Annotated in this window: 3 protein-coding genes; 1 reads left to right on the top strand and 2 read right to left on the bottom strand. The window is 64.0% G+C overall.

Annotated features, from left to right (window positions below; genetic code table 11):
- Positions 1-19: 19 nt before the first annotated feature.
- Positions 20-265: an integrase core domain-containing protein gene (locus tag CWO89_RS47890; protein WP_245476312.1), complete on the top strand. Its 246-nt coding sequence runs from the start codon at positions 20-22 to the stop codon at positions 263-265.
- A 269-nt stretch (positions 266-534) separates the two neighbouring features.
- Here the strand turns inward: CWO89_RS47890 and tenA are convergent, their stop codons facing one another.
- Positions 535-1,275 (bottom strand): thiaminase II, encoded by a 741-nt coding sequence (gene tenA / locus CWO89_RS15100; protein WP_245476311.1) that lies wholly within the window; start codon positions 1,273-1,275, stop codon positions 535-537.
- 494 nt (positions 1,276-1,769) lie between these two features.
- On the bottom strand, positions 1,770-13,454 hold the full coding sequence (locus CWO89_RS15095; protein ID WP_165421159.1) for a filamentous hemagglutinin family protein: 11,685 nt from the start codon (positions 13,452-13,454) through the stop codon (positions 1,770-1,772).
- Between the last annotated feature and the right edge of the window lie 215 nt (positions 13,455-13,669).

Here is a 13,669-nt window from a genome sequence, read left to right as displayed (position 1 = left end):
GACGCGCCGATTGCGCGCCATGGGCATCCGGGACAAGCCTACCGCACCAGCCTCGCCTTGGCAGAATGGGTTTGCCGAACGGCTGATCGGATCGATCCGGTGTGAGTGTTTGGACCACGTCATTGTTTTGGGCGAGGCGCATCTGCGTCGGGTTCTTCAATCCTACGCCGACTATTACAATAACGTCAGGGTTCTCGACGCTCATCTGCCGGATCAACGCGCGCAGCCCCACCGCTGTCTGCGGCCGGCCTCCCAAAGATCGTGACTTCCACCGCCAATAATAGCGAAAGCCCGAGCGGTGCCAGCAAATGACCGTCTCGGGCCGGATGATGGTAAGAACCTGAAGGATAGACGGGAACCAGCGATACAGCTGGACAAAGAACCAGCGATCGCTATTCGCGAATTGGACACGGCCGGGCAGCCTGCGCCGCAAAACAATCAACTGATGTCGAAGCACCGCGTTCTCGGCCTCAAGCCTCATCTTCGACTTGAGCGGCGAGGCGAGGACGGCCAGAGCGAAAAACAACAGCCCGATCATTCCGCCAGCTTAGGTGATTCCGTCACCTCATCAACTCGGATGAGGTTTTCGGTACACACAGGCTGTTCAACGCGCTGGCCGGCGCGCCAGCCCATCTCCCAGAAGTCGGCCTCGAGCCGCGTGGCTTCCTTGAAGATCGCAATCAGTTCTGCCTCGCGGGCCGGCGTGGCGTAGAGATCGGCGAGACGCTCCAGGTGCGCCCGCGCTTTCGCCGCGACCTCCTGGTATGGCATGCCGGCATACTCGGCGATCCAAACGCGATATGGGTTCGTCGCAGCGTCTGCCTCGGGTCGCGAGGCGAGCCGCGTTGCGATCTCCGCGTAGCCGATCACGCAAGGGGCAAGCGCCACCTTGAGGGCCAGCAGATCACCGCGCATTCCGGCGTCGAGCACGTAGCGTGTATAGGCCAGCATCTCGACCGCCGGAGGGGTTTGTTCGAGGTCGCTCCGGGACAGACCCCAACCGGCGCAGAGCTTCACATGCAGGTTCATTTCGACGTCGAGGATGGCCGCGAGGCCGGCCGTCGCTTCACGCATGTCGGCAAGCTTGGGCGACTTGTAGACCGAGAGCGCGTAGGCGCGAGCAAACTCGATGAGGAACAGGTAGTCCTGAGCGAGGTAGTGACGAAACGCCGCTTCGGGGAGCGAGCCGTCTGCCAACCCGTTCGTGAAGGGATGCTCGGTGTAGGCCCGCCACTCGGCGGATGCTTCTGTCTTTAGGCTCTCGAACAAACTCACGATCTTTTTCGCCTGGCTTGCTTTCCCTTGAACGTCTTTGGCTTGCTACCGATAGCGCGTTGCAAACCGGGTGGACTTTGACCTTGACAGGTCGCCGCGATCAGTCGGCACGATGGCGCACGGAATTCGCTTACGGCCGGTCGCCGGGACCGTTGGGACTAACTTGCGCTCACGTTACCACAGCAGGCGCACGCCCTAGGCCCAGGTCTTCGATTGCGGACGAACCGCGCCAGTTTCGCACCAGAAACAACCCGCGGGAAGCGAAATGATCGTCTAGAGGTCGCTTTGGGACTGTGACCTCGCGCAGGGCAACGCGGCTCCACTATTTTTCCACCTCGTTGCACGACTGGCCGCTCAGAAAGCTGATGCTCGTCGTGATCGACAACTTACCAACGAGCATGCCGATAACAGCCCGAGACCTTCTCCAGTACTTTCCACAAACACCAGTGTTCGAACCACTGCTGCGATGTATGGGCCCCCGCTCTCGGCCGATCTCAGCGTCCAATCCGCTTGCGTCTCTCGTCTGCCAGTTCCCGAAATTGCTCTTCCGTCAGATTGCCGGCGCCGACGATCTGATAGCGACTTTGCGGGTCTTGAATCTGGCTGCGGCGTTCTTCGTCCTGCGGGCGCCGTTGTTCTTGAGGATTGCTCCCATCACCGCCGCCGAAGCCGATGAATTCGACCATGATGAGCGACGGCTGCGCGTCGGCAGACCCCTGCTGAGGCGTCTTCGCCTGTTGCGACGCGGCGCCGGCGGTGTTGGATGCAGCCAACGCGCCGCTGACATTCGGCGCCTGCACCGTCGGAATGCCGGTCGAGGAGCCCTGTACCTGGATATTGCCGGCGTTGATGATCTGCAGCGCCGCAAGGTTGACGTTGCCGGAGACGCGAATGCCCGCCTCGCCGGCATCGATCGTGCCCAATGGCGCGATCAGATCGATGTCGCCGGGCCGTACTTCGGGGATCGGGTTCAGCGTGGCAATGCCTGCGCCCGAGCTCGGCGCCACCGGCGAGAGCGCCACTCTGCCGTACTTGTCGTAGACGCGCCGTGCCGGGGTGTACAATACGGTGGTCTTGGCACCACGGCCGGCGTTGATGTCGCCTTCGGCAGACCAGGCGAGGATGTCACCGCCGAACGTGGTCATGATGCGCGAGAGGCCGAGCAGGATGCTGTCTTTCGCATAGACCTGAATATCGCCAGAGCCCTGAGTCATCACGCCGGCGGTTGCCGGCGGCACCTGGCCCTCGACGCCGATGATGACCTCCCCATCCGGCGCGATCAGCTGGATGTCGCCGCCGAAATTCGTCCGCACACCGGAGCCGCCGAACATGATGATATCGCCCGCCCGCTGGATGGGCTTGCCGCTCTCGTCCCTCTCCGGAAACAGGGTCGCGATCATCTGGCGGCCACGCAGATAAGAGCCGAAGCGTGTGCTGGAGGGATCGTTGTATTCACGTCCGCCTTCACGTAACTCGGCGAAGTAGATTTGGCGCAGGAAGATGTTTTTCTGATCGGCAGCGAGTGTCGCGAAAAACGCCAGCGCGTCCTCGGTCGTTCCCGCGAAGCCGTAATGCTCCGAGAGCCACGCCGCCAGTTCGGTGGTGTAGACCTTCGCCACTTTGCCAGGCTGGTCCGCGAGCGGCACCCCGCTTTGCGCGAGGTTGGCTGGGTTCAGATAGTGCGCAGCAAGCGCAGCGTAGTCCGGTTCGGCGGCACCGACGCCGGCCTGCACCACAATCCCGGCGCCGGGCCGCAGATCTCCCGGCACGAGGGGGCCGATGCTGGTCAGCGATCCATAATCGGCCTGGTAGACGTTGCGACCGGCGGAGACGAGCAGCGTGCCAGGCCCGGCGATCTGATAGTTGGCGAAAATGATGTCGCGGCCGGCTAACACCATCGACACGTCGGTGTCTCGGTTGTTCAGGATCACACCACCGGTGTTGAAGATGTCGCGCCCGGCGCGCAACCAGGTTTGCTTGCCGGCGACGTGATAGGTGGTCTGCCCCTGGACCGACTGCGTCTCGCTCTGGCCGACCTGGAGATTGGCGATGTCGCCGGTGACGGCGTAGAGCCGGATCGGCTCGGGGTCGTCGGCATGCAGATTGCCGAAGGGCGCGCCGACTCTCATGCCGACGTAGCCGGCGGTCTGGACGTATTTGTCACCCCTGCCATTGATGGAATCCCAGGCGAGGAATTCCAATTGCCCGACCGGCGAGGGCAGCAGATCGATCGTGCTGGAGAGCAGGATGCTGCCACCGGCCGCCGTCACGGACAGCGAGGGAACGAAGTCTCTTGCCATCAAAATCTCGCCACCCGGATTGACGTTGCCTCCTGCCGAGAACAAGGTCGCGCGTGTCGTGTCCGACCACAGGCCGCTGACAGCAAAAACGTTGGCGACGAGATCGCTCCGGGTGTCAGTCGTAAGTGCACCGTCACCGAGGTTAAAGGTCACCCGGCCGTACATGATCGACTTGTATGAGGCGAGCGGATCGATGGGGCGGGGATCGCCAGACCGCGGCAAGGGGAAGCCGGTTTCGGGAATGCCGTAGGAAGTCGCCACGACAGAGCCGACCCCGGCAGCGCGCAGATCGATGTCACCGCGCAGGTTGGTCAGATCGCCATACAATCTGTCGTCGAAACTGAGGTTCATTCCCAGATTGAGACGGCCGGCGATGTCCACCGTCAATGTGCCGCCACCGCTGCGAACGACTGCGCTACCAGCATCGGTGCGCCCGCTGCTGCCGATCGCCACCGACAGTCCGGCCGAAAACTTGACCTGCGCGTCGCCGATGCTGCTCTCTCCCGCGTCGCCGCCGGCCCGCAAGACCACATTGCCGCCGCCGAGGGCGCCGATGCCGGCGAAGCCGCGCAGCCTGACCTCACCGAGGCTGGCGTCGTAAGTACCAAAGTTGATGCCCCATTGCCCCTGTTGGCTCCATGACCAGTTGTCGAGGTCGGAGGTCACCGCCGGGTCGTTCAAATTGTATTGGGTCTGTACGACACGGCCGCGGAGGTCGCCCCCGACCGTCAGCAACACGTCACCGCCATTGTCAGTGAAATAGATGCCCGTCGGATTCAGCGCGGCCTCGTAAGCCGCGTAGCCAGCGCCAAGCACGGTGCCGTCACTCCGGGTCTGGCGAGCGAGGCCGCCGGTCGCGGAGCCGGCGGTGTAAACGCCGAACAGGGATTCCTGACGGTAGTCGCCCGCCGCCACGAGATCGAGATAGCCGGTGCCCGTGCGCAGCACGCTGAGCGCCTCCTGGGAGCCATCGATCCCGGTCCCGTGAGGATCCTTGAGAACGAGGTCGCCGGCTGAGAGCGCCGGCTGGACCGCACGCGTGTCGGCAGCGCCAAGGTCGGCGCCGGCGACATAGCGCATTGACCAGGACAGCGATCGTGGCGCCAGCATCGGCGCAACCGCCCACATCTTGCCTTGCCGCACCGTCGTGTAGGAAATGTTGGCTTGGCTCAGGTCCCCGGCCACCGTCAGGACTGTCCCGGCGTCAATATAAATTGTGCCGAACAAGATGCCGCCGTCGATCTTGTCGCCGGGATTGTAGGTCATAAAATCATCGCGGATCTGGCCCGAGACTACGACCGGATAATTCGACCCCGTATCGGCAGACGGAAAGGTGAAGACATTCATGCCCCAGTCAGAGCTGAACGGAGGCGTGAAGACGACGTCCTGGGCGACCGGCTGCCCACCCAAGAACGTGACCGTCTGGCCGGGGAAGCGGGCGTCGTCGGGCGTCACCGGCGGCAGCGCGAAGCCGTCGCTGATGCTGCCGTTGATATTGAGGTTGCCACCGGCGCGCATCACCACGACGCCGGGCTCGCCGGAGCCGCGCCGGGCGGGATCGGCGTTCGGGCCGTAGCGATAACCGGAAAGGTCGAGATCGCCGTCGACAGTGATGTCACCCGTCGCGGTGAGTTCGACGCCGGGCCGCAAATGGAAGGCATCGCCGCAGGCCCTGAGCCCGACCAGCCTGTCCATCAACGTATTGTTGGTCCAGGCCGCGTTGATGAAGACGGTGCTATCGCCGTGGATCGTGTCGAGCAGGCTCTGGTTGACGATGCCATTGGTCAATTCATAGCGACGGAAGCCATTGACTGCGATGCTGGCCGCGCCCCAGACGTTGAGCGGACCTACCGCATCGACGGCGATATCGTTGGCGCCGTCGCCCGCGCCACCGGCGCCGCCACGTCGCGGCGCATTGATCTCGAGCTGGCCACGCGCCACGTTGTCGGCCGAACGCAGATCAATCGTAGCGCCGGTTGCCAGCCTGACCGTACCGCCTGCGGACGTCAGCTCCACATGGCCGCGGTTCGACGCCTCGATCGGCGTGCCGTAGCTGTCGACCTGCAGGACGGTGCCGTGCACGTCGAGCACGGCCGTTGACGAGAGCACCAGATCATCGCGCGCAGCAAGGCGGATGGTGCCGACCTCTTTGCCGCTGGCGTCGATCCGGCCGTTGACCGTGAGACTGCCGCCGTCGACCGAAATGTTCACCTCGCTGGCGCGCACTTCGTCGCCGATCACGAGATCGCCGGTCTTGATGACGAAATTGCGCGCGCCGAAGAAGCCGCTTTCATTCAATTTGGCGTTCAAGCCCGCGAAATTGGAAAGGGTATAAGCGCGGCCATCGAAGCCGCCGGCCTTAAATCCGTCCGCTGCCATTGCTCGCAGCGTGCCACCAAATGCGAGCGTGCCATTCGCGCCCAGAGCAACGGCTTTGATCGAGCCGGCCGCATTGTGGGCGGCGGAGATGTCGATCACTGACCCTGCGGCCTGCGTGATCTTGCCCTCGGTGCTTTCCATCACCAGGTCGCCGCCCCAACTGTATTTGGTCACGTCGAAGAAGGTGACGGCCCGTCCCGACAGATCAAGCGTCGTTCCACCCGCCAGCGTAATATCGCCCGTGGCGTTCAGCTCCAGCCGGCCGCTCGGCAGCGCAATCGCGGTGTCGATCGTCATTGCACTGCCGTTGAAGTGAAGCTCGCCGCCGAGGTCGCTAATGGCCGCAGTGTTCGCTCCCCCGCCGGCGGGGGCGCGCGCCATAATGGCGCCGCCGGCGGTGTAAGACATGAAGCCGCCGGCTTCCGCGGTCAGCAGCGGCGTCGTGATATTCAGATCGCCTCCGGCATAGGTCTGCGCATTGGTCCCGGTGTGATAGACGGAAAGCGTGCCTCGGTCTCTAGCGGTGATCCGGTTCGACACCGTCAAGTTGACGGTCGCAAAGCCGAGCGCCAGGCGATCAAGCGCGACCTCGTTCTGATTACGGGTATAGGAATCGTAACCGAACACGATGTCGCGCGCGTCGATCGTGAGCGTACCATGGCCTGTCCCGGACCCGCCCGGCCGCACCGCGCCCGGCGGCTGGCTGACGAACGGATTTGCAGACGTACCCACGCCAGAAGACACGCCGTTCCAGATCAGTGTGTCGACCGCGAGCGTGGCGGCATCGCTCTGGCCACCCCAGCCATAAATGGCCGGCGTATTGAGCACCAGCACGGTATTGCCACCGTCCCGGCTGCGCGCATCGAGTGTCACATCGCCGAAGAAATTGAGCGAGGAGCCGACCGTCAACGTCAGGCGCTCGACCTTGGCGAGCGACAAGTCGCCGGGCGTGAGCAGCCGATCGAGTGTAGACTGAGTCAGTAGCCAGCCCGCACCGAGCGCGCCCGCGGCACTGGCGGCGGCCAGGGACGCGTCCGTTCCCGCATTGATCTCCGGCAGGGAGAGTGTGAGGTAGCGTGCATTGAGCGCCACGTCGGCGCCGAGATTAAGCGCGCGGCTCGATGAGAACGCGATGGTGCCGAGCGTACGCAGCGCAGCGCCGTTCTCTACCGTGACCGTGCCGGTCGTGCTCATCGTTGGCGGGAGAAAATTGAGCCACCCGTTGGCAACAGCGAGAATTGCGCCGGCGCTGGCGGTGCTTCCGTTCAGCGAATTGGCGAAAACATATCCGTCGCTGGCGTCGGTGACATCGGTGCTGCCTCGGGTCGTATCGAGGACGGCTCCCCCTTCGATCTTGATACTGTTCTTCGCCAGAGCGAAAATTTGCCCGGCTTCCAGGACCGCGCCGTTGCGGACATAGACGTCGTTCGCGCTGGCGCCGAAATAGATGCGTGCGCCTTGGCTGGTCGTATCACCCACGCCAGAGTAGTAGGTATACTGCCCGCCGATTAGCAGCATGCCGGCATTGAAGCGCGACAGGTCCTCCGCGTCGATCGACGCCATGCCCGTGGTCGCGGCGGCGTTCGACGCCTTGACTTCTATGGCGCCGGTTCCGACCACGACGAGAGTCCCGGCATGGCCGGCTTCGGCGGGAGTAAAGACCGCGGTGCCGTCGAACGAAAGGACCTCGCCGGTCGCTGAGCCGAGGTCGAGCTTGAGAACCTGGCCATCGACGGGCAGGCGCGGCCGCGCCAGACCGAACGTCGCCGCGTTGGCGACGGCGAAGTTGCTGTAGCTTGTCTCGTTGTACTGCGAGTAGGTCCGCACGCTACTGCCAGGGGTGAGGATGACTTCGTTTGGCAACGCGGAACGTTGCGCGGTATTGGCCAAGCTGAGCATGCCGGTGGTCGCATAAGAGTCGTTGCCGATCGCTGCCGCTCTCGTCAGCATGGTGGTGGTTCCGCCGATCTCGATCCGGTAGGCACCTGGAAGCAAGGCATAGGTGGACGGCAACAGTGTATAGGTGCCCGCCGGTAAGCCGCCCGTCGCCTGCGTCAGCGTGATCTGTTGGCCGACCATCGGATCGCCCGCTCCATTGTCGGGCGACAGCGGCGCGTAAGCACCGGCATAGCCCGGGACCAGGGCGTAAACGCGGTTTGATGCCTTGCTGTATGAATTGACAGGGTTGGCATTGGCAAGTGGCGTTTCGCGCACATCCACCGAGCCGCCGCGGCCGCTGACGAAGCCGGCGCCGGCGAGTTCGCCGCCGCCAGACATGTCGAGGACAGAGCCGGACTCGGCAACGATGCGAGCGCCTTTCAGCGTGACCCCCAGAGCATATTGTCCCGCAGGGGAAACTGAGCCGAGATCTGCGAAAGCCACATCGCTGCCGGCATATTTATAGGACAATCCATCTGTAGTCCCGCCATATGGCATGGCAAGTCCGGCCGCGCTGCTCGAGGTGAGACTGCCGTTGCGCAATGTGACGGCAATGGGAGCATCGGAGGGGGTGTCCGACGGTTTGAAGCATCCGGCGACGCAGGGCACGCCGACATCGCCGAGAATGATGCTACCGAGCGGCGCACGCACGATGCCCCCTTGGTCAATCGTCGTGGCCAAGAATCCTAGCACTCCAAAGACGGATTGCGGCAGCGCCGGACGAGTGCCGTTGCCGCGGATGGTGATGGTGCCGGCGCCACGCCTGATGGCACTTGTATTGTATCTGACCATGCCGGCAGCGATCGTCGCCGCCGCGCCGGTGGTCGGATAGAGCTGCGCCGCCTCGAATACGATATCGCCGCCGCTAGCGAGAACGCCGGTACTGAAACGAACATCGCCGCGACTGATGATTTCAACCGAAGCAAAGCCGGGCGCATCGATCGTATGAGTGATCACAGGATTCGGGGAAACACCCGTTTGGTATTTTCCTGTAACGCCGGAAAAGACCTGATTGCGCAGGTCGATGAGATCGGCGGTGACCACGAGCCTACCGCGATTGGTGTCCGAAGGCTGCCAGCCCGCCTTGAAATCGAAGCCCGGGTAGGTGGCGCCCTCCGCGATCCGAACGTCCGTCGCTCCATCCAGTAGTACATAAGGCGCTTCGAGCGCGACACGCGCGGTCGGCGTCGTGGCAGCGAGCGACAAGACGCCGCGATAAAGGGCCACGCTCTGGCCTGCGGACAGACGAACGTCGCCCTCGAAGCGGAACATGTCGCGGCTCCAGAGCGCGACATTGTCGAATCCGCCGTCGCTGATCTGCGACGCGCTGAGATAGGCTTCGCCGTTCGTCAGGGCCGGATCGACCGCACGCGGTGCAAGGTTTGGTGGAAGCGGGCTTGCCTGTTGATCCTGGGTGATCGTGAAGATGCGCGGACCGGTCGCGCTCACCGCGTCGAAGCGCAAAGGCGTCTCGAGCGCCAAGGTCAAGCTACCTCCCGCTGCACCTGCGCCACCGGAGGCCGCATGCATCGTGCCGTCCAGATAAAGGCCGGTCCGCGAGCCGATCACGATCGACCCGCCGTTGCTGGTCACGTTGACCGGACGCAGCGCCGGAGCTAAGCGGCCGTCGGAGCCAGCCATGAGATCCAACACGGCGCTCGTCCCGGAGGCTTCGAGCACCGCGCCCGGCCGGATGATGACGAGCGACTGGGTCGCCGGCAAGTTTCCATCGGCATCCGTCGCAAGCGACGTAAGACCAATATTGATGGAGCCGCCGTCGCCAACGATACCATAGCGACGCCCCGTCGTGTCGCTGCCGGCGACCGGCCGTGCGGCAACATCGAGGACTGCGTGATCTCCGATCCAGATCGATTGCCCGACGACGCCGATCTGCTGATAGTCAGGGCCAAGATCGCTGCCGATGGTGATCGTGCCGCCCGCGGCGGTGACGGTGCCATCAATTGTCATCTGTCCGAACGCGTTCAACGTGACTGAATGGCCGTCATCCACCTTGATCGCCGAACCCGCGGCGAGCACCATGCCTCCCGCTGACGTCAAGGACAGATCGGCGCCGCTACGCTGCGTGAAGCTGCCCGCCGCAGCATTGTCGAGGTAGAGCGGCGGCGTCCAGACCTCCATGGCCGCCGACGGATCTGCGCCGGTCGACGTTGTGAAGCTCGCTGCTCGCACACGGTAAATCGGCATGGTCACGTCAAGCGGGGTGCCGGTCGCGACATAGAGACCGGTATTTCCCGCAATGGCGTAACTAGAGAAGCCGTGCTGGAGAAGCTCGGGCTGCACATACAGAAGCGGCGCCACTTCAACCGACGTGCTGATGACCGCCCCGGCACGAATGATCGTCCCCGCGGAAAAGATCACGTCATTCGGCGCCGGATTGCCCGCCGCCACGACGATCGTCTTGGGTTGAATCGGAATGCCGTTCGGAAAGGCGCTGGCCGGAACGACGTAGTCTTGCGGGAAGTTGGCCGGATTGTTCAACGACAAGATCTGCGAGCCCGCCGGAATCGACTGCGGATTCGTCGTTGTGATGATGCTGATCAGCTTGTTCGTCCTCGTCACCGGGTCGTAGTAGTAGATACTGTAGCTTGAGTTCGCGATCGTCGGTCGCGGCGGCGTCCAGGCGGCCGCAAGCGTGACCGGGGGGTTGGCCGTTGTGATGTTCGGCACGCCGCTGATCGCTTGTCCCGCGGACGCGACCGTGAAGGTGCGGATGTAGTCGGCCGGCAGTATCTCGCCGGCGCGGATGCGGAACTCCTCCAGTGCTTTGAGATCGACCGGCGCCGTCTCGCCGGCGCTCAACACGCCGTTGGTCTCCAACACCTTGCCACCGAGCACGACGGTCGAGCCCGACCCGAGCGTTAGCGTTCCGCCCCCTTCAACGCCGTAACCGCGAATGTCGCCGTCCAGGGTGAGCCTGCCGACTTTGGGCGCCAGGCCGGTGACGACGGCGTCGGCGCTGAGCGTGACGTTTCCGCCGCGGCCGCCCTTGAAGCCTCCATTGTGCAAGATCGCGCCGCCCGACGACACATCGATCAGGCTGCCTGCGGCAACGATCACGTCGCCTGAAGACACCAGGTGGACGTCGCCGCCATCGACGAAAGCCTGTTTGTTCTCGCTTGCGGGATCGATGCTCGCATTCACCCACAGGCCGCGCGTATCGAGTTTCGCCCCTTGTGCCAGCGTGATGGTTGAGGTGCCGGCGGATGTCAGCACTTGCGTTATCGTCCCACCGACAGGCGATCGCGATGTAAAATGGTTGGTTGCTGAAATCTCGCCGCTGCGGGCGGTGACATCGGCTTTGATGTCTACGATCGGAGCGATCAGCGTGACCGAACCGCCATCCGCAACCGATAGCGGCGCATCAATCGTGATCTTGCCACCGGTCGCGAAATCGATGGCGCCGAGCCCCTGCCGGTTTAGGTGTTCGGCATCGAACCAGGCGGTGTTGGTGCGGTCCACCGGCGGCGAGACGGTCGCCAGATCAGTGATCATCACATTCGTGTTGTAGACGCCTGTGCGGCCGAGCGCCGTGTACTGACCGAGTGCGAGTGTCCCAGCGAGCGGCACGGTGTTCTGCGAAAACTTGTATCCGTCGGTGACGCCGTCCGGACGCGCCTCGATCTGGCGTTGGCCTTGGATCACATCGGCCACAATCGTGCCCGCGAAGACCGAGGTCGGCGTCGACAGCGCGAGGCTGCCGGCATCGCGTCCCACCGTGTAGCCATCCTCCCAGCGGACGCTGACCGCGCCCTTGCCGAGCGGGTTTGTCCAGGTCTCGGTGACGCCCCAACGCTCGTGCTTGCGCGTAAAACTGCCGGCGACGCCGTCGAGCAGCACATCCGCGCGCGCGTCGCCGATGTTGTAGATCCCGCCGTCGGCACCACGGAAATTTGTCGTACGGATATAGCCTCCCTGATACGTGACGGCGCCGCCCGAGATGTTGAAGATGGAGCCCGACTGCGCCACCACTTCCGATGCAGAAAGCGTGATCGTGCCGCCAAGCGCGGTCCACTCCCCGATCGTGTGAGCGGTGTTGTTGAGGTAGCCGGAGACTTCGAGCAGCCCGCCTGGCGTGTAGTAGCGATCGGAGGCGTAGCCGCCGGTTCCCGCCGGCACCAGCACGAGATCGCGTACGTCGATCCACACATTGGCGTTCATCAGGTTGCCGCTGTCGCGATTGACGGGCGCGTCACGGAGCTCGTTGCCCTGGACATTCACCTTGATGTTGTTGGCCGACATCGGCAGCAGCACGTTGCGCACGCCGGAGACGTCGATGATGGCGCCAGTTTCCGTGACGATGCGCTGGCCCGCCGAAACGGCGACCTGCCCGCCCTGCGCCATCGTGATCGAGCCGTTCTTGAACAGGACGTTGCCGCCGGTGACAATCTCGACACGCGACTGGTCCTGTCGGTCCGCCAGTTTGGCAAGATTGTCGAACTGCCCGAAATTGGCTTGCGCGCGGGCGCGGTCCTGCGTTCCCGACGCCGCGATCAACGCATCGCGCTGGCTGTTGAGCGCGGTTTCGTCACTGTCGAGTTCCGGCAGGATGATGGTGACACTGGCGCCGCCGAAGATGATGCTGCCATTTCTGTCGGCCGCTGAATTCAGGAGATGAATGGTGCCCCGCGTATTGACTGACGTGGTCGAGACCAGGGTCCCGTCCTGCGCGATGATGCGCCCGGCCAGCGTGATGTCGCCCTGCTGGCTGAAGATCAGGCCCGCGTTGGTGACGCTGCCGCTCGTGCCGCCGCTGGAAATCACCGGCGCTATCTCATCGCCCCTCGTTGTGGAGAATTGATTGGCATCGGTGCCATAGCCGGGCCGCAGGATGAAGTCGTTGCCGGCCGCGAGCAGCGCCTGGCCCTTCGGCGTGGAGATCGACCCGGCGTTTTCAACGTTGCTGCCGAGCAGCATGACGAAGCCGCCGCCCTCGGTCACCGATTTTGGCGCGCGCGTGGTCAGCTCGGCGCCGGCCTCGACTGTCACCGATCCGGCCGCGCCAGTGAAGCTCGGCAGATAGGTGCTCGAGGCCTGCTGCGAGTAGATGCCGCGATTCAAGAACTGGTCATCGGTAATGTTGGCGGCCGCGGCGATCAGCGAGCCCACATTCACCTGCGAGGCGCCGCCGAAGATGACGCCGTTGCGGTTGATGATGTAGACTTGGCCGTCGGCCCTGATCTGGCCGGCAATCTGCGAAGGACGTGCGCTCGGGTCGACCACGCGGTTGAGCGCGGTCCATGAACTGTTGCCCTGCTGATCGAAATTGACCGTGGTCTCCTTCCCGACGTTGAACGTGGTCCAGTTGAGGATCGCGTTCTGCTGGGTCTGCTTGATGTCGACCTGCGTGCGGCCATTCACCTGCGCCTGTGCCGGCAATTGCGCGCCGGTCCACACGCCGGGTGACGTTCCTGCGCCCGGCGCGACGACCAGGCCACCAGGCGCAAGCCCGTTCGGGATTGCACTTTGGGTCTGCGATGCGAGATTGCGCGCGGCACTCTGGGCCGCCTGGATGGCCTGGATCGACTGGGTGGCGCGCTTCATTGCATCGCTCGCCTGCTGCGCCGCTTTTGCCGCGTCCTGCGATGCGGCTTGCGAGGCCGCAGCCGCCGCCGCGGATGGCGACGAGCCGCCGAGCGGGCGGGCGTCGGCTCCGACCGCGGCTCCGAGAAGAGCAGCGGCGCTAACGCCAGCAAGCAGCGCTGAATGAGCGAGGGTTCGGCGGTGACGAAGTCGAAGGACCGTGGTCGCGACAGGCA

Origin of the sequence: Bradyrhizobium sp. Leo170 (assembly GCF_004296405.1) — a bacterium.
In the GTDB taxonomy this organism is placed as follows: domain Bacteria; phylum Pseudomonadota; class Alphaproteobacteria; order Rhizobiales; family Xanthobacteraceae; genus Bradyrhizobium.
The sequence above is the reverse complement of the archived record's forward strand: the minus strand, read 5'-3'. Positions and strand labels throughout refer to the sequence as shown.

Excerpts from the sequence above, each read along its gene's own strand:
- CWO89_RS47890 (WP_245476312.1), top strand. The coding sequence starts at position 20 with ATGGGCATCCGGGACAAGCCTACCGCACCAGCCTCGCCTTGGCAGAAT.
- CWO89_RS15095 (WP_165421159.1), bottom strand. The coding sequence starts at position 13,454 with ATGAAGCGCGCCACCCAGTCGATCCAGGCCATCCAGGCGGCCCAGAGT.